The sequence below is a fragment of the Psychrilyobacter atlanticus DSM 19335 genome, from assembly GCF_000426625.1.
GTDB classification, from domain to species: Bacteria; Fusobacteriota; Fusobacteriia; order Fusobacteriales; family Fusobacteriaceae; genus Psychrilyobacter; species Psychrilyobacter atlanticus.
The window spans coordinates 67,808-85,082 of sequence record NZ_KE384548.1 but is presented as its reverse complement, the minus strand read 5'-3'; the positions used below and the strand labels follow the sequence as shown (position 1 = coordinate 85,082).

The 17,275-nt window shown below is 33.2% G+C and carries 17 protein-coding genes and 2 riboswitches; of the genes, 4 read left to right on the top strand and 13 right to left on the bottom strand.

Going from position 1 to position 17,275, the window contains the following annotated elements; all coding sequences use genetic code 11:
* Nucleotides 1-95: 95 nt before the first annotated feature.
* From K337_RS0112065 to K337_RS0112040, 6 genes are all read right to left on the bottom strand, one after another.
* On the bottom strand, nt 96-776 hold the full coding sequence (locus K337_RS0112065) for a response regulator transcription factor (protein WP_028856840.1): 681 nt from the start codon (nt 774-776) through the stop codon (nt 96-98).
* 302 nt (nt 777-1,078) lie between these two features.
* Complete coding sequence (gene ilvC, locus K337_RS0112060; protein WP_037029876.1) at nt 1,079-2,038, bottom strand: ketol-acid reductoisomerase; 960 nt, start codon at nt 2,036-2,038, stop codon at nt 1,079-1,081.
* A gap of 31 nt (nt 2,039-2,069) precedes the next feature.
* On the bottom strand, nt 2,070-2,555 hold the full coding sequence (gene ilvN / locus K337_RS0112055; RefSeq protein ID WP_028856838.1) for an acetolactate synthase small subunit: 486 nt from the start codon (nt 2,553-2,555) through the stop codon (nt 2,070-2,072).
* On the bottom strand, nt 2,552-4,261 hold the full coding sequence (gene ilvB, locus K337_RS0112050; RefSeq protein ID WP_028856837.1) for a biosynthetic-type acetolactate synthase large subunit: 1,710 nt from the start codon (nt 4,259-4,261) through the stop codon (nt 2,552-2,554). Before ilvB ends, ilvN begins: the two co-directional genes overlap by 4 nt.
* Nucleotides 4,262-4,299: 38 nt before the next feature.
* Entirely contained in the window at nt 4,300-5,964 is a 1,665-nt protein-coding gene (gene ilvD, locus K337_RS0112045; RefSeq protein ID WP_028856836.1) for a dihydroxy-acid dehydratase, read from the bottom strand.
* A 62-nt stretch (nt 5,965-6,026) separates the two neighbouring features.
* Entirely contained in the window at nt 6,027-6,944 is a 918-nt protein-coding gene (locus K337_RS0112040; protein WP_028856835.1) for a branched-chain amino acid transaminase, read from the bottom strand.
* Between the two features lie 443 nt (nt 6,945-7,387).
* On the opposite strand from K337_RS0112040, the gene K337_RS0112035 reads away from it, so the two are divergent.
* The gene (locus K337_RS0112035) at nt 7,388-7,783 is read left to right on the top strand and encodes a hypothetical protein (RefSeq protein ID WP_028856834.1); all 396 of its coding nucleotides are present in this window, start codon (nt 7,388-7,390) and stop codon (nt 7,781-7,783) included.
* A 107-nt stretch (nt 7,784-7,890) separates the two neighbouring features.
* On the opposite strand, the gene guaB is transcribed toward K337_RS0112035, so the two are convergent.
* From guaB to K337_RS0112000, 7 genes are all read right to left on the bottom strand, one after another.
* Nucleotides 7,891-9,348: an IMP dehydrogenase gene (guaB, locus tag K337_RS0112030; RefSeq protein WP_028856833.1), complete on the bottom strand. Its 1,458-nt coding sequence runs from the start codon at nt 9,346-9,348 to the stop codon at nt 7,891-7,893.
* Nucleotides 9,349-9,497: 149 nt separating this feature from the next.
* A riboswitch (purine riboswitch) is annotated at nt 9,498-9,595 on the bottom strand.
* 143 nt (nt 9,596-9,738) lie between these two features.
* Entirely contained in the window at nt 9,739-10,410 is a 672-nt protein-coding gene (locus K337_RS0112025; RefSeq protein WP_028856832.1) for an outer membrane beta-barrel protein, read from the bottom strand.
* A gap of 211 nt (nt 10,411-10,621) precedes the next feature.
* Nucleotides 10,622-12,133, bottom strand: coding sequence for a YfcC family protein (locus K337_RS0112020; protein WP_037029872.1), 1,512 nt, complete (start codon nt 12,131-12,133; stop codon nt 10,622-10,624).
* 182 nt (nt 12,134-12,315) lie between these two features.
* On the bottom strand, nt 12,316-12,957 hold the full coding sequence (locus tag K337_RS0112015) for an outer membrane beta-barrel protein (RefSeq protein WP_028856830.1): 642 nt from the start codon (nt 12,955-12,957) through the stop codon (nt 12,316-12,318).
* A 128-nt stretch (nt 12,958-13,085) separates the two neighbouring features.
* Entirely contained in the window at nt 13,086-13,439 is a 354-nt protein-coding gene (locus tag K337_RS0112010; RefSeq protein ID WP_028856829.1) for a hypothetical protein, read from the bottom strand.
* Nucleotides 13,440-13,509: 70 nt separating this feature from the next.
* A complete protein-coding gene (locus tag K337_RS0112005) occupies nt 13,510-14,379 on the bottom strand; it encodes a ParB/RepB/Spo0J family partition protein (protein WP_028856828.1) in 870 nt (289 codons plus the stop codon).
* Nucleotides 14,379-15,152, bottom strand: coding sequence for a ParA family protein (locus K337_RS0112000; RefSeq protein WP_028856827.1), 774 nt, complete (start codon nt 15,150-15,152; stop codon nt 14,379-14,381). The genes K337_RS0112005 and K337_RS0112000 overlap by 1 nt, the downstream gene beginning before the upstream one ends.
* Nucleotides 15,153-15,427: 275 nt before the next feature.
* On the opposite strand from K337_RS0112000, the gene K337_RS0111995 reads away from it, so the two are divergent.
* The 3 genes from K337_RS0111995 (at nt 15,428) to K337_RS0111985 (ending at nt 17,068) form a co-directional block, all read left to right on the top strand.
* On the top strand, nt 15,428-16,243 hold the full coding sequence (locus K337_RS0111995; RefSeq protein ID WP_245584897.1) for an Mrp/NBP35 family ATP-binding protein: 816 nt from the start codon (nt 15,428-15,430) through the stop codon (nt 16,241-16,243).
* Nucleotides 16,244-16,338: 95 nt separating this feature from the next.
* Nucleotides 16,339-16,584 (top strand): DUF1858 domain-containing protein, encoded by a 246-nt coding sequence (locus K337_RS0111990; protein ID WP_028856825.1) that lies wholly within the window; start codon nt 16,339-16,341, stop codon nt 16,582-16,584.
* Nucleotides 16,553-17,068, top strand: coding sequence for a cob(I)yrinic acid a,c-diamide adenosyltransferase (locus tag K337_RS0111985; RefSeq protein ID WP_028856824.1), 516 nt, complete (start codon nt 16,553-16,555; stop codon nt 17,066-17,068). The genes K337_RS0111990 and K337_RS0111985 overlap by 32 nt, the downstream gene beginning before the upstream one ends.
* 77 nt (nt 17,069-17,145) lie before the next feature.
* Nucleotides 17,146-17,243: riboswitch (purine riboswitch) on the top strand.
* The last annotated feature ends 32 nt before the right edge of the window (nt 17,244-17,275 follow it).

Below are 17,275 nucleotides of genomic sequence, written 5' to 3'. Positions count from 1 at the left end.
AAGGGAGTTTTCTACATTAATTATGCTGATCTCCGATAATTTATCGGTATTCCATCTTACATAGAGGACCTCTATTAGGAGGATAAAAATTATTATTATAAAATCTTTTCTTCTAATTTGTATCCAACCCCCTTGATCGTCTTAATGTCTTTTGAGATACTTTTTACCTTATCCCTAATTTTTGAGATATACATATCTACAGTACGATCACCTGTATAATAGTTACTCTGCCATACCTTATCTAGTATTTTATCTCTAGTTAATACTAATCCTTTATTTTTTATAAGAAGGAGTAAAAGGTCATATTCTTTTTTAGACATGGGAATCTCATTTTTGTCCTCTAAAATTAAGTGTTTATCGGTATCGATAGTTATATTTTTAAACGTATATTTCTTGGTATTTACTTTTGTTTCACGACTTAAAAGCTTCTTTACTCGTAAAACAAGCTCTCTGGGATCAAATGGTTTTTTCATATAATCATCTGCTCCTACCTCGAGACCTGACAATACATCCTCTATATCAGTTTTGGCTGTAAGCATGATTATCTTAGGGTTACCGTATTTTTCTTCTGACTTTTTAATCATTTGTGCCAGACTCTTTCCATCCAAATGAGGAAGCATGAGATCAAGTATAATAATATGAGGATGATAAGTTTTGGCTAATTTTAATCCTGCCATCCCATCACCAGCCTCAAGGACTTCATATCCCTCTTTCTCCATAAAAAAACTAATTAATTCTCTGATATCTATGTCATCTTCTACAATTAATACTTTCAATTAATAATCACCTCATCCCTTATTATTTATAAAATTATATTCTATACTTAGAATACAATTTTTTTTACTCTATTTCAAACTTTTTCTTATTTGTTTACATTAGATTTACATTGAGAGACAGATAAATGAATAGATATTAAAATTTATATTTTATAAGTGATGATAACTTTTTTTATAATCACCTATAAGTCATAATTTTAAATTTTTCTAGAATCTCAATAAAAAAATAAAACTCCCATTAAATATGGAAGTTTTATGAAGTCTTAATAATTAGTTTAAGGTTTGTATTTTATTTTATATATTTATTTTTTAAAAACCATCTTTCTCATCTTTGATCCAACTTCTTCAATTTTAGAATCAGAATATTTAGATCTTTCCCCGTTCATAAATTTATATCCAGTTTCTGTTTCATCTATAAACTCCTTTGCAAATTTACCATTTTGAATATCTCCTAAAACTTCTTTCATAGTTTCACGAGTTTTATCTGTGATAATTTTTTTACCAGTAACATAATCACCATATTCAGCAGTATTTGATATAGAATCTCTCATCTTAGCAAATCCTTTTTCATATACCATATCGATTATTAATTTCATCTCATGAACACATTCAAAATATGCCACTTCAGGATTGTACCCGGCTTCTACCAGGGTATCAAACCCAGCCTGCATAAGCTCTGTAACTCCCCCGCATAGTACAGCCTGTTCTCCAAATAGATCTGTTTCAGTTTCCTCTTTAAAGGTAGTTTCAATTATACCAACCTTTCTTCCTACACCATTTCCCCATGCATCAGCGACTTCTTTAGTATCGCCGCTTAGATCTTGATATACCGCTGTTAAACAAGGAACTCCATGTCCTTTTTCAAATATCTCTCTGACCATATGCCCGGGTCCTTTAGGAGCTACCATAAATACATTAACTTTTTCAGTAGGAATGATTTTTTTATAATGGATATTAAATCCATGGGCAAAACCTAGATATGCTCCCTCCTTTATATTATCCTTTATATCCTTTTCATATACTTCAGGCTGGGCTTCATCTGGAGTTAAAAACATAACTACATCGGCATCTTTTACAGCTTCTGATATTTTTTTTACTTTGACTCCTGTTTTTTCTGCCTGTTCCCAAGATTTAGATCCTTCCCTTAATCCTACTGTCATATCCATTCCTAGATCTTTTAAGTTAAGTGCATGGGCATGACCCTGACTTCCATATCCTATTACAGTTAATTTTTTCCCTTCTAAAACTTTTAATTCCTTCATATATATAAACTCCTTCGAATGTAATTTTTATTTATTGTTTTTCTCCTCTATGCATAGCTGTTATTCCAGTTCTTGAGATCTCTAAAACCTCAAATTTTTGGACTAATTTTAAAAATCCATCGATCTTATCCAGATCTCCAATTAACTCTATAATCAATGATTCGTGGGCAATATCAATAATTTTTCCTTTAAATATATCAGCAACTTCAATAAGTTCACTGCGGGTTTTAAAGTCAGTTTTTATTTTGACTAAAATTAATTCCCTTTTGATAGTTCTTGTTTTGTCAAAAATCTGTACTTCTACTACATCCACAAGTTTTCCAACCTGTTTTTTTATCTGTTCTATAATCTTTTTATTTCCTATAACAGAGATGGTCATCCTGAAAAAACCATCTCTTTCACTGACACCAGAAGTAATTCCATTGATATTAAAACCTCTTTTAGAAAACAATCCAGAAATTTTAGACAATACCCCCGGAATATCTTTCATAATCACTAAAACTTGGTATTCTCTCATCTATCCTCCTTTGATAAAATCATCTCATGTACAGATTTCCCAGGTGGAATCATAGGAAATATATTTTCTTCCCTTGTAACAACGGCATCTATCAATACTGGTTTATTTACTTCAAAAGCTTTTTTTAGAATATCATCGAGAAGGGTTATATTTTCTACCCTATATGAATCAATTCTATAAGCTTTTCCTAAAGTTACAAAATCAGGATTCACTTCTAGATCAACAAATGAATATCTTTTATCGTGAAACATTTCCTGCCATTGTCTGACCATCCCAAGGAATGAATTATTTACGATGATGATCTTGATATCTAAATTGTATTGTGAAATGGTCATAAGCTCCTGGGAGTTCATCTGGAATCCGCCGTCCCCTACAATGGCAACAACTTCTCTATCTGGATTAGCAAGTTTGGCTCCTATGGCAGCAGGTAATCCGAATCCCATGGTTCCTGCCCCTCCAGAAGTCACAATACTATTGATTTTATTAAATTCATAATACTGAGCTGTCCACATCTGGTGCTGCCCAACATCTGTACAGACAATAGCTTCTCCCTTAGTTACTTCACTTATTTTAGAGATTAGGTGTTGAGGGCTGATCTCATCTACAGGAAAGTCTTTTGAGAGGGGAAATTTATTTTTTAACTTTGATATCCTGTCTATCCACTGATGATTCTGTTTTTCATAATCTGATTCTAAAAGTTTTTTTAGTACACAGTTTAAATCCCCAACAATATGCAGATCGACTTCCTTTATCTTGTTTATTTCAGCTTCATCAATATCTACATGTATGATTTTTGCATTTTTACAAAACCTTTGAACATCCCCAGTAACTCTGTCGTCAAACCTCATCCCCAAAGCTATCACAAGATCAGCTTCATCTACAGCATAGTTAGCATAGGGTGTCCCATGCATTCCCAGCATATGAAGGTTATGGACATCATGGTGTGGCAGGGTTCCTAATCCCAAGAGGGTAGATGTCATTGGAATATCAAATTTTTTAATAACTTTTTTTAAGGTTTCCTGGGCTTGTGATTTAACAATTCCATTTCCTGAAAGGATAATAGGTCTTTTGCTCTCCTTAATCATATCTATCATGAGATCTATAGATTTATTCTTTAAATCATCGTATAGGTGATGGTATGTAGAAGTCGGGTTATTTTCATCTCTATAAAGTTGTTCAAACTTTTCATAGGAGATCTCTTCCAGCTGGATATTTTTAGGGATATCCACCAGTACAGGTCCAGGTCTTCCTATATTCGTGAGGTAGATAGCTTCCTTTAAGATTCTGGGAAGATCCTCAATGGTTCTCACAAGATATGTATGCTTAGTTATTGGTAGGGAAATTCCTGTAATATCAGATTCCTGAAAAGCGTCGCTGCCTAGATTTGTACTGGGAACCTGTCCTGTAATAACCAGCAGGGGAGTCGAGTCCATATAAGCAGTCATTATTCCGGTAACTGTATTGGTAGCTCCAGGTCCCGAAGTTGCTATTGAAACTCCTGTTTTTTTACTGATTCTGGCATATCCGTCTGCTGCGTGGGTAGCCCCCTGTTCATGCCTTGTAAAAATATGTTTGATCTTTTCTTTATAGTCATAGAGAGCATCATAGAGAGGAATTACTGCTCCACCAGGATAACCAAAGACTGTATTTAAATCATGTCTATATAAAATTTCTAAAATTATTCTAGCTCCATTGATATTTTTCATTAGAATACTCCCTTCTTAAACAATATTTGTTTTTTAAATTAATAATTTTTTAAAACGATAGCACCCTTGCTGGCTGAACTAACAATTTGTTGATACCTTCTGAGGTAACTACTTTCTACCTGCTTTATTAGAGGTTTAAAGTTAGTTTTTCTATTTTCTAGTTCGCTATCATCTACTTTTAAAGAGATAGATCTATTAGTGATGTCGATCTCTATAAGATCTCCTTCTTTTACAAGACCAATAATTCCTCCATCGGCTGCTTCTGGAGATACATGGCCAATTGCTGCTCCACGACTGGCTCCAGAAAATCTACCGTCTGTGATAAGAGCACAATATTTATCCAGTCCCATTCCAGCGAGAGTGGCAGTAGGAGCTAACATCTCCCTCATTCCAGGTCCACCCTTTGGTCCTTCATATCGGATGACAACTACATCGCCTTTTTTTATCAGTCCTCCTAAGATAGCTTTTACTGAATCTTCTTCATTTTCAAAAACTCTGGCAGGGCCACAATGTTTAATCATTGTTTTATCTACTGCTCCAGCTTTTACAATGGCTCCATCAGCTGCTAAATTGCCGTAGAGAGTGGCTAATCCACCACTTTTATAATAGGCATTTTCAAAATTTCTAATAATATCTTTATCTAATACCTTACTTCCTACCGCTATTTCCAGCTGGGATTTTAGCATCACAGTAGGAGTTTCTTTCAAACAATCATTTTGATGTAAAACATTCATAACAGCAGAAATTCCTCCTGCCATATGAAGATCCTCTATAAAATATTTCCCTGAAGGAGATAATTTACATATCTGTAGAACTTCCTTGGAAACATTGTCAAACTCCTTTAAAGTTAGTTCTATTCCACATTCGTTGGCAATAGCAGGAAGGTGTAAGCTTGAATTTGTAGATCCTCCCAGAGCCATATCAAGAGCTATAGCATTATAAAAAGCATCTTTTGTCATGATATCTTTAGGTTTTAAATCTGCTTCCAATAATTTTAAAACCTGCATTCCAGCTGTTTTAGCCAGTCTGATCCTTTCTGAAAATACAGCTGGAATAGTTCCGTTACCAGATAGTGACATTCCAAGAGCTTCTGTAAGGCAATTCATGGTGTTAGCAGTATACATACCAGAACAAGATCCACATGTTGGACAGGCAGAATTTTCAGCCTCTGTTAAGTCCTCACAGCTCATAGTTCCATTTTCATATTCACCGACATATTCAAAAACATTGCTTAAGCCAATTTTTTTGCCTTTAAATACACCGGCCAACATAGGTCCTCCGCTGATAAAAATAGATGGGATATTTAATCTGGCTGCTGCCATGAGCATTCCGGGAACTACTTTATCACAGTTTGGAATAAATACCATTGCATCAAATGGCATTGCTGTAGCACTAATCTCTGCAGAATCAGCTATAATCTCCCTGCTTGGAAGGGAAAAGCTCATCCCATTATGATTCATAGCCAAGCCATCACAAACAGCTATTGTACTAAATTCCAGCGGAACTCCTCCAGCTAACCTGACTCCGGTTTTAACTGCATCAATTATTTGGTTTAAATGTGTGTGTCCTGGAACTATTTCATTATAAGACCCGGCTATTCCTATAATTGGTCTTTTAATTTCCTCATCTACTAGCCCTAGAGCTTTTAGTAGAGATCTATGGGGAGCTCTCTGGCTCCCTTTTTTTAATTCATCACTTCTCATAGTTAGTCTCCTAATTTCAATTTTTTATTATTTCAACCATACTTATCTCAACGTCACGTTGCTTATTTTACATAAGTTAACCAAGAATTATACTCAGGTTTTTTCCCTTCTGTCATCTCAAAGAAGGCTTTTTGTATTGCATTTGTGACAGGACCTCTTTTACCAATTCCAACTTTAATCTTGTCAACACTGGCTATTGGTGTTATCTCAGCAGCAGTTCCGCTAAAAAACATCTCGTCAGCTGTATAAAGAGATTCCCTAGAAATCGTTTCTTCTACAACTTCATAACCTAGGTCACGGGCTATTGTTATTACAGAATCCCGGGTGATACCAATAAGTGCAGAAGATCCTGATTGAGGAGAAAAGATCTTTCCACCCGAAACTACAAATAAATTTTCCCCACTTCCTTCACTGACATTTCCTGAGTAATCTAAGGCAATTCCCTCATCGTAACCATTTTCTAATGCTTCCATCTTTATAAGCTGGGAACTCAGATAGTTTCCGCCGGCCTTGGCAGCTGTAGGCATTGTATTTGGTGCTAACCGTCTCCAAGAAGATACACAAACATCTACTCCCTTAGTCAAGGCTTCTTCTCCTAGGTACGCTCCCCATTCCCAGGCAGCTATCATGGTTTCAATGGGACAATTAGATGGATTTACTCCTAAAGATTCATATCCTCTGTATACTAAGGGTCTGATATAGGCAGTTTTAATACCGTTGATTTTGATAGTATCAAATATAGCTTTTTTTATCTCCTCTTTAGAATATGGGATCTCAGTTCTATATATTTTACAAGAGTTATATAATCTATCGATATGTTCATCTAGTCTGAAGATGGCTGTTCCTTCCTCTGTTTTATAAGCTCTTATTCCTTCAAAAAAGCTGGTTCCATAGTGCATTACATGGGATAAAACGTGAACCTTAGCATTGTCATGATCGATCATCTCACCATTCATCCATATTTTTTTAGTATTTATCATCTCTATAACCTCCTGAATTGATTATTTTTTTATAAAAAAAGAAGCAACTAATAATATTATTAGTTGCTTCTATACCACTCTTCCCTAAGTAATTAATCTTATTAAAAAACTATCATTTTAAAAAAACTAGGCGGAATTCGTACTATAAAGATCGCAACTAATATTATTGACTATGTTTATAATTATAAGTATTATAATGACAATAGAAATATTAATTATTGATCTCATATTTTGACCTCCGTTTTTTATTTGTTTTTTTTATTGATACAACAATAACATTTTTATAAAGGTATGTCAAAAAATAATTAAATTTAATTTCTGTTTTTTAATTTTTTGTTACAAAAGTCTTGATTTTAATAAGGGAGATGAGTTTTATTAAATATATATAATTTTTAGAAAAATTTATGATAAAATAAGAAAAAGAATAAATTATGGAGGAAAAGATGGAAAAAAATAATTACGAAAACTTAAAGGTTGAATTAAAAAAACTTTGGAATGAGGAAAGAGCTGCTAATTTTTTAGAGGAAATATCAGATAAGATAGACGAGGATCAAATGGAGTGTCTTTCAAAAATGATTATCTATATAGTTGAGAAGACACCTGATCTAGATGAAATTAAATTAAAAGAAATAGCGAATAACCTGGATACCTTTGACGGTCCCTTGGAATTTTTAGAGTATTTCTTTAATATGACCCAGCCGGATCTAGTGGATAATATCATGGAAAATTTAAAAACGGACCCCGAAGAGGTGATAGATATGCTGGAATCTATCGAAGACCAGGGAATTATTGAATATCTTGTAGAATTTGGATCATTTTATGTATGGTATAAGGGATAGAAAGTTAGTGATTACGAAAAAATATAATTTTAACATAAGAAAGTAATTACTGTTTACTGTAAAAAAAAGCCAAGCTTTAAGCTTGGCTTTTATCTTATATTTTCATCCTATGTTGTGTAGTTAGGAGCTTCCTTTGTAATGTTTATATCGTGGGGATGAGATTCTTTTAATCCCGATCCTGTGATTTTTACAAATTTCCCGTCTCTTTTTAAAACTTCTATTGTAGGAGTACCACAATATCCCATACCAGCTCTGATTCCACCACAAAGTTGGAAGATAACATCAGATAATGCACCTTTAAAAGCAACCCTTCCTTCGATTCCTTCAGGAACTAATTTTTTAGCCTTTCCTTGGAAATATCTGTCTCCAGAACCTCTTTTCATAGCAGCCATAGATCCCATACCTACATATACTTTAAACTTTCTACCGTTAAAGATAACTTCTTCTCCTGGAGCTTCCTCAGTACCAGCAAGAAGTCCTCCTACCATTACACAGTCTGCACCAGCAGCTAGAGCTTTAACAATATCTCCAGATAGCTTTATTCCACCATCGGCAATAACTCCTACTTCTAAGTTTTTACAAACTTCATATACGTCATTAACAGCAGTTAGCTGAGGAACTCCTACTCCTGCTACAACACGAGTGGTACAGATAGAACCAGGTCCTACTCCTACTTTTACAGCTGTAGCTCCAGCTTCAACCAAGTCAATGGCAGCCTGGGCTGTTACAATATTTCCTCCGATGATATCTAATTCAGGAAATTCAGTTCTGATAGTTTTTATCATGTTAAGTACACCTTGCGAGTGACCATGGGCTGAGTCTACAGTGATGATATCAACTCCGGCTTCTACCAATGCACTTACTCTCTCCATTGTGTCGGCTCCGATTCCAACGGCTCCTCCGACTCTTAGTCTTCCTTTAATATCTTTACAGGCATTTGGATATTCCTCTAAATTATCGATATCTTTTATAGTTATAAGTCCCTTTAATTTATTATCTTTATCTACGATTGGTAGCTTTTCGATCCTGTTTTCTAATAAAATTTCCTTTGCGTCATCTAAAGTAGTTCCAATAGAGGCTGTAATAAGATTTTCAGAGGTCATGATCTCCTCTACTTTTTGACTCAGATCTTTTCTGTATTTTAAATCTCTATTTGTGATAATTCCTACCAATGTCCCGTCGTCTTCTACAATAGGTAACCCGGAAACTCTGTATGTTGCCATGATCTTATCTGCATCAGCTAAGATAGAATTTCTGTGTAAGATGATAGGATTTGTAATCATCCCTGATTCATTTCTTTTAACCTTATCTATTTCAGCAGCCTGGTCTTTGATAGACATATTTTTATGGATAAACCCTAATCCCCCTTGACGTGCCATGGAGATTGCCATCTTAGATTCTGTAACAGTATCCATAGCAGCACTCAAAAATGGGATATTTAGGGTGATTTTTTTAGTTAATTTTGTCTGTAATGATACCTCGTGAGGTAAGACCTCTGATTTTTGTGGTACTAATAATACATCGTCAAAGGTGATAGCCTCTTTGATTATTTTTCCGTTTAACATAAATAAACCTCCTAATTATATTGAAATTAAAATGATAAAAAACTAAATTATTATGATCATACTGTGTTTTTAATTACATCTAAAAAAAGGTATAAAAAAAAGACCGTAGTCCACCCTCTACAAAAACTATGTGTGAAGAGTATAGACTTATGCCTTTACTTTTCACCCATAGAGGTTAATTAAAGGTTAACCGTAGAGACACTAGACCATATTTCTAGCTTATATGAGTTATTGATTATTGTTATAAATTTCAATAATCATAACATAAATATAATATTGTTGTCAATAACAAAAATATGAGGAAAAAATAAAAAAGTAGAGATTTCTTTTATAATTTTGGAAGAAAACATAAAAAAAAAGACCGAAAATTTTCGATCTTTTAGTCTTAACTTATAAATTGAATCTATAACCGGCAGAAAGAACAACTCTTCCATAGTCATTGTCTGTTTTTTCCTCGTCAAAATCTTTAAGTTTTGATTCAGCCTTATTAAGTGCATACATTAGTTCTACTGTGAAATTATGGTATTCCATTCCTCCACCAACAGCCCAGTAAAGACCATTTTCAACTTCTGTCTCTGCTTTTCCACTTTCATTTATATCTGTAGACGATAATTCTAGATCTTCAGATCCAAAGTTAAATGAATAACCTAAGTTAGCCTTTAAATATGGTTTAACTTCTGAATTTAAGTTAAAATTATATTTAGCAATTAAATATACAGGTACCGAATTATACTCTCCACCTTTAGAATCTAGCTGTCCATAGTTACCGTCAATTATAACTCCGTTAGATTTTTCTTCTCTATCTGCATGGAATTGGTAGGCTAAACCTAAACCCAGGTCAAAATTATCTGTTAAACCTCTATATCCCTCGATGGCTATCTCTCCACCAAATCCCTTTGTCTCATTACTTAAGACAGGAACATCACTTGTATCATCTTTAACGGAAATTTTAGTATATTCAGCTCCTAAATCTCCCCCGAATCTTGCATTTAAATATGTATCTCCTTGAGCACCAAATGATATTGCCGATAGTGCTGCTAACCCTAATAATATTTTTTTCATATTTTTTCCTCCCTAGTACTGGTAATCGCGATTTTAATTTAACCAAAAACCTTTTGAATTATAATATATATGTTAAAAAAAGTCAAGTTTTGTTGTTGTTTTTTAATACTTTAGTGCTATTTAAAAGGTAGTTTTCATAGTTGAATTAAAAAAATCCCCTGTTAAAATACAGGAGATTTTTATTTTAGAACTACAATTTATTTTTTAGAATTTAGAAATAAACTCCTACAAGAAGTAATCCTGAAGTAAACGCCAATAAAATTCCTAATAGAGGCATAATAAATTTGAACCACTTATCTAAAGTAACATTAACCATCATTAGAGAGGCTAAAACCAAACCTGTAGGAGTGATAAATGCCATCATTCCCATTCCGTATTGGTAAGCACTGACAATTGATTCACGAGGGATACCAACAACATCTGCAAGGGGAGCCATGATAGGCATAGATAAAACAGCCAATCCAGAAGATGATGGAACAAAGAATGAAAGTCCCGCAAATAAGATCATCATAACATTGATAAATAAACCCTTACCCATACCATCAACTATATTAGAAGTGTAATATAGCATAGTGTCACTGATCAATCCGTTATCCATGATCATTGTAACACCTCTAGCAATACCAACGATTAGAGCAACTCCTAAAAGATCTCTAGCACCGTTTAAAAATTCAGCCACATAAATTTTTTCATCTATTTTTTCTATAATAGCTACAACTATAGAAGCTACAAAGAATAATGTAGTCATCTCTAAGAACCACCAGTCAAGTTTTGAAACACCGTAGATCATAACTATAAATGAGAGTGCAAATATAGATAAGATTAATTTAGTTCTGACATCAAAAGCTTTAGCTTCTTTGTCTGTATTTGAGTGTAAAAATCTCTCTTCGATCTCAGCTTTTTGTGAAAAAATAAGAGATTTACTGGGATCTTTTTTTACTTTTTCAGCATATTTGATGATATATACTATACAGATAGCTGTTCCGACTACCAGCATAACTCCTCTTCCTATTATTCCAGATGTCCAGTTAATACCGGCAGCATTAGAAGCCATAATAGTAGCAAATGGGTTTACAGTAGAAGCCATAGTACCAATAGATGATCCTACATAGATTGCAGCTACTGCTACCATAGCGTCATAACCTACTGCTAAAAATACAGGTACCAGGATGGGATAAAATGCAATAGTTTCTTCTGCTAATCCAAAAGATGTCCCGCCTAGTGCAATCAGTGAAGTAATGATTATGATAAGCCATTTTTCCTTCCCGTTTAACGTCTTGGCAAGATGGGAAATCCCCGAATCAAATGCTCCCGTATGATTAACTACACCTATAAATCCACCAATTATTAAGATAAAGAAGATGATATCTACTCCTCCATACATTCCATTTATAGGAGATTGGAATAATTGTTTTATTCCCTGTGGATTAGACTCTAATTTAGTGTAAGTTCCTGGAATTCCTATAGGTTTCCAGATATCTCCTCCTACAAATTTATCAAGTTTTGCTTTAATATCAAAATTATCCAGAGTTTCTTGAGTTGGTGGATAATTAGTTGTTTCACCGGTGGCAGTAGTAACGACAAATACATTTTCATGGGTGTCATAAGCTAATGAATCATATTTACCTGCCGGCATGATCCAAGTTAAAATAGCTACTAAGGCAGCCACAATGAAAAGTATGGTATAAGCTGTTGGAAATTGAAGTTTTTTCTTTGTTGTCATAATGTTCTCCTTTTTAAATGTAATTATAATATAATTCTAGTACATTTTTAAGTTATATGCAACAAAAAGCACTATTTTCAAACTTTATTTTAATATTTATATGTGAAATCATAGAAAGATGGTATTTTTGAACTAAAAAAAGAGTATTCGTCTAGGGATACTCTTTTAAATGTTTTTATTTTTTAGAATGTATAGTTTGCTTCCAAATAAAATTGTTGTCTATACATTTTATCACTGTAATCATTAGTAGTACCACTTAGGTCATACTTATATGAAATAGCTCTTGAGCCAGCTTCTAAACCTATTCCATTATTAAATCTAGCTCCTAAACCTAATTTAGCATATAAATTTGATTTAAGGGTTTCTTTTTGATTAGAAAAAAGGTCTTTCGCTTCTGTTTCACTAGCAGCGGCTCCTAATGAACCAGATATATATAGCGCTAAATTATTTGTTTGATAAAAATCATACTCAGTAGTAACGCCAAGCATAAGAGCACCGATGTTATCATCACCAATAGTATTTTCAGAGACATAGTCAGAAAAATCAGAATTATCGTATGCTAATTCTCCCCCTAATCTAAATCTATTCGTAACATTGTAGAGAAGTTTATAGTTAAGACCAAAACTATCATCAAAAACTTTATGATCAGAATTTGATTTGGAATCATCCCAATTTTCATTACCTTTTGTAGCATAATTAACACCAATTCTGTTAGTAAAAGTTCCCTTCATAGTTCTAGAAGATTGGGAGTTCAATTCAGAATCATTTTGAGCTGCCATAGAAATTGCCGATAAAGCAACTAAACCTAATATTATTTTTTTCATTATTTTTTTACCTCCGTAATTTTATTATATATAAATAATACTATAGTAGTAATAAAACAAAAAGATTAACAAAATAAATAAAGTGAAAAAATGAATTAACAAAATAAACTAAAAAAAGAGTATCCACTTTAGGAATACTCTTTTTTTAGTAGATTTTCAATATTGATATCTGTATTAAAATCCATATCGTAGATCTTAAATTTAAAAAATCCATTTTCATCACAGGGAATATCATATTTAGGCATTATCCTTTCATAGATGTAATCATATATGATAATGATAGTTCCATTATTTTTATCTTCATCTAATACATTTTTTAATCCAACTACCCTTTTAGGATTTATTCCCAAGACATTTTTTAAAAGATCCAGCTTTTCTTTTTCATCCAAAAAGGTATTTAAAACCTTGTGCAGCGTAGGAGAGATTTTTATTGCAAAGAGAGGTTTAATAGGATCTCTAGGTATAAATTTTATTCTGCTCATCGAACCACCTACTTTTATTTAATCTTTTATAAAATTATTTTACGTTTAATTAGATACAACGTCACGTTGCTTATTTTATAAAGGTATAGTCTTCTTTTTCCATCATCTCTTTAATTTTTTCAAAATAATCTTTAACCTCTTGAGGGACTTTTTTCTTTACAGAAAAATTAAATCCCTTGGCAGTATATTTTATAGATATCTTTTTTGGCTTTTCCGAGATATTTAAGTTTTTTAATAGATCTCTCAATTCATCTCTGTTAAAATCCTTATATTCTTTTACAATATCAGCTGTAGCCTTTTCAGTTTTTAGTTTAGTGACAACCTTATTTAATAGTTCAGCCTTGTCTGCTCCTAAGACCTCTATAATTTCCCTAATCTCCATAGGGTAGTTAATAGCATTTTTTATCCTATAATAGGTTTTTTTACTGATATTATAGCCAGTTATTATATCTTCAATAGATTTATCTTTTCTGGCAGCTTCCTTATTAAATTTATAGGATTGCTCCAATAGAGTTAAGTTTTTTCTCTTTAAATTTTCATCGATAGAGATACTGTCTAAAAGGCTGTATGGAGTATTTTTATCAAATATAACTACTCTGTCCTTTGCTTTAACTTCTTTTTCTTCTCTATAGAGTTCCTTTATAGCACTGGATCTTCGAAGCCCACTGATAATTCTAAATTTTCCCTCTTCCTTTTCCTGAAGATATATTATATTTAAGAGTCCTATAGCACTGATACTTTCCTTAAGTTCATTTAATTCAGAATCATCCATAGAAAGTCTGTTTATAAAAGTAACATCCTCAAAATCAATCTGGTCCAAGAGTTCGTGACGCATATGAACCATTCTTCCATATTGTTTTACTATTTTTTCCTTTGGGAGATCGATAGTTTCTTTTTTTGGCCCCCTATTAAGTAAAGGGTTATTTCCTAATCTACTCATTAGCTCTCCTCCCTTTCAATTATTTCAACACAAAGACCTTTATAATCTTTGGCTCCATTACTTCTAGGAGCATAATCAAAGATACTCAGCCCATGGGAAGATGCTTCAGCAACCTTTACATTTCTTCTGATTAAAGTTTTAAACATGTTATCTCCGAAGAATTCTTTTAGCTGTCCAACAACTTCTATATGAAGTTTTGATCTAGAATCTACCATAGTAGCAAAGATCCCGCCAATTCTAAGGTCATCGTTCATTCTTTGGGTAACAATATCTATAGTGTCCATAAGTTCTACAATTCCTTCCAGAGCATAGAATTCTGTCTGAACAGGAATATATACTTCGTGGGATGCCATAAGAGCATTAAATGTAAGGGTATCTAAACTAGGGGGACAGTCAATAAGAACATAGTCATATCCGTATACATCTTTTAAAATTTCTTTGAGTAAACTTTCCTTTCCAGGAACTCCTCCTAATTCTAAATTAACCTTTGACATCTTTATATTAGTTGGAAGAATATCGGCAAATGAAGTTTCTATAACTATGTTATCAAAATTTAATTTACTTGCTCCAAAGGATTTAGCCTTTAGAAGATCATATACTGTATAATCTAAATTTCTTTTGTCTAGACCAAAACCAGAGGTCAGATTTCCTTGGGGATCAAAGTCGATAGCTAAAACTTTTTTTCCTAGAGCGTGTAAGCCTGCGGCTATATTTTGTGTTGATGTAGTCTTAGCTACTCCACCTTTTTGATTTAAAATTGAAATTATCTTCATTTACCCACCTTCCATATATTTTATTTGTTTATTTATTTAAATTATTAATTAAATCGTTTATCGCAGCGGACGCCTTTAAAATAACAGACTTTTCCACTTTAAACTACCATTAATATTAGCATATAATTAATCATTTTACAAACCAATCCCTCATTTCTATTCGTTATCTATTGACAAATTTTTTAAATAGGAGTATATTCAAATTGTGCATATGCACAAAACTATAAAGGTATTTAAAAGATAGAATTAAGAATAAAAAAGGAGATGTTTTAAGAATGGATCCACAAACAATGAAAAAAATCAAAGAGGAAGATGCTAGGATACAAGAAAATATCAAAGGAATAAAGCATAAAATAGTTGTAATGAGCGGGAAGGGGGGAGTAGGAAAATCAACTCTTTCTACAAATATAGCCTATGGTCTCGCAATGTCCGGGAAAAAGGTTGGTCTTTTGGATGCAGATCTGCACGGGCCCAATATTCCAATTATGTTAGGAGTAGAGGGAAAGAGGTTACCTTCATTGAGGGAACCGTTAAAAATCAATGAAAACTTAAAGGTAGTATCATTAAGTTTTTATTTGGGGAACTCCAATGATCCGATTATCTGGCGAGGACCTGCAAAAACAGGAGCGATAAAACAACTTTTAGGAGATGTAAATTGGGGAAATATAGATTATCTTGTAGTGGATCTGCCTCCCGGGACAGGGGATGAATCTCTCACTGTTGCTCAGACTTTGGGAACGGTAGATGGAAGTGTTATAGTTACAACTCCTCAGGATGTTGCTATTTTGGACTCCAGAAAGTCTATAAAATTTTCTAAACTGGTAAATATGCCGGTTTTGGGGATAGTAGAAAATATGAGTGGATTTGTATGTCCCCATTGCGATGAAAGGATAGATATTTTTAAAAGTGGAGGAGGGGAAAAGGTATCCAAAGATATGAATATAGACTTCTTAGGGAAGATACCATTAACTCCGGAGATGGTGGAAACAGGAGATCAGGGGAAACCGTATATCTTTTCTAAAAAAGCAGGAGCTGCATACGAATCATTAAACACTGTGATATCTGAGATTGTAAAAAAAGTAGAAGGTTAATAAATATAATAGTACTAAAGAAAAGCTGATCTAAAGGTCAGTTTTTCTTTAAGATAAATACTTAGAAATTCAAAATGTTTTGGAGGGATATAGTTATGATGGAAAAAGATTTATTTTTAAAGATGAATATTCAAGACCTTTTTACAAAGTACCCCTTTGTTACTAAAATATTTGAAAAATTCGGATTAAAGTGCAGTTCCTGTACATTTTCTAAAAATGTAAGTTTAGAGGATGCTCTTCAGAGTTCAGGGCTGCCTTCAAATGAAATTGTTGAGGAGATAATAGAATCTTTAGAGGGAGAAGGTAAAGATGAAGGGGTATATACAGGTATACACTGGTAACGGAAAGGGAAAAACAACCGCAAGTATAGGACTCATGATAAGAGCCTTGGGAAATGATCTAAGAGTTTACATGGGGCAGTTTATGAAGGGACAGAGATACGGTGAACTGAATACTCTGGAAAAATTAGGGGTAACAATAGAAAGGTTTGGGACGGAAAACTGTGTCATATCACCTGAACATGTGACAGATTTGGATCTAGCTAAAGCAAAGGCAGGGTATAAAAAAGTAGAAGAAATCTTACTGAGTAAAAAATATGATTTGGTTGTATTAGATGAGATCTGTGTATCTACATATTTTAATCTGATAACCAAAGATGAGGTCTTATATCTGATGAAGATCAAGCCAAAGGAGACTGAATTGGTATTAACCGGGAGGTATGCTCCTAAGGAAGTTATAGAAGCGGCAGATCTGGTTACAGAGATGAAAGAGATCAAACATTATTATAACTGCGGAGTTATGGCAAGGGACGGGATAGAAAGATAGTTTCACCTTTAAATAATAGAAAAATTAAATTATTCTAATATGTTGACAACTGTGAAAATACGTGGTAATATTCTTTAAAATTTATTATTAATATAACTCATATAAATCGGAAATACGGTCCGATGTATCTACGACTAACCTTAAATTAGTATCTATGAGTGAATTCTAACCCAAAGTCTAAGCTCTAAAAGTATAGACTCCATTTGG

What these genes read in the sequence shown, in the direction of transcription:
- K337_RS0112020 (WP_037029872.1), bottom strand. Translation starts at nt 12,133, where the DNA reads ATGACAACAAAGAAAAAACTTCAATTTCCAACAGCTTATACCATACTT.
- K337_RS0111990 (WP_028856825.1), top strand. Translation starts at nt 16,339, where the DNA reads ATGATGGAAAAAGATTTATTTTTAAAGATGAATATTCAAGACCTTTTT.
- K337_RS0112040 (WP_028856835.1), bottom strand. Translation starts at nt 6,944, where the DNA reads ATGATAAATACTAAAAAAATATGGATGAATGGTGAGATGATCGATCAT.
- K337_RS0112015 (WP_028856830.1), bottom strand. Translation starts at nt 12,957, where the DNA reads ATGAAAAAAATAATATTAGGTTTAGTTGCTTTATCGGCAATTTCTATG.
- ilvD (WP_028856836.1), bottom strand. Translation starts at nt 5,964, where the DNA reads ATGAGAAGTGATGAATTAAAAAAAGGGAGCCAGAGAGCTCCCCATAGA.
- K337_RS0112035 (WP_028856834.1), top strand. Translation starts at nt 7,388, where the DNA reads ATGGAAAAAAATAATTACGAAAACTTAAAGGTTGAATTAAAAAAACTT.
- ilvC (WP_037029876.1), bottom strand. Translation starts at nt 2,038, where the DNA reads ATGAAGGAATTAAAAGTTTTAGAAGGGAAAAAATTAACTGTAATAGGA.
- K337_RS0111985 (WP_028856824.1), top strand. Translation starts at nt 16,553, where the DNA reads ATGAAGGGGTATATACAGGTATACACTGGTAACGGAAAGGGAAAAACA.
- guaB (WP_028856833.1), bottom strand. Translation starts at nt 9,348, where the DNA reads ATGTTAAACGGAAAAATAATCAAAGAGGCTATCACCTTTGACGATGTA.
- K337_RS0112025 (WP_028856832.1), bottom strand. Translation starts at nt 10,410, where the DNA reads ATGAAAAAAATATTATTAGGGTTAGCAGCACTATCGGCAATATCATTT.
- K337_RS0111995 (WP_245584897.1), top strand. Translation starts at nt 15,428, where the DNA reads ATGGATCCACAAACAATGAAAAAAATCAAAGAGGAAGATGCTAGGATA.
- ilvB (WP_028856837.1), bottom strand. Translation starts at nt 4,261, where the DNA reads ATGAAAAATATCAATGGAGCTAGAATAATTTTAGAAATTTTATATAGA.
- K337_RS0112010 (WP_028856829.1), bottom strand. Translation starts at nt 13,439, where the DNA reads ATGAGCAGAATAAAATTTATACCTAGAGATCCTATTAAACCTCTCTTT.
- ilvN (WP_028856838.1), bottom strand. Translation starts at nt 2,555, where the DNA reads ATGAGAGAATACCAAGTTTTAGTGATTATGAAAGATATTCCGGGGGTA.
- K337_RS0112005 (WP_028856828.1), bottom strand. Translation starts at nt 14,379, where the DNA reads ATGAGTAGATTAGGAAATAACCCTTTACTTAATAGGGGGCCAAAAAAA.
- K337_RS0112000 (WP_028856827.1), bottom strand. Translation starts at nt 15,152, where the DNA reads ATGAAGATAATTTCAATTTTAAATCAAAAAGGTGGAGTAGCTAAGACT.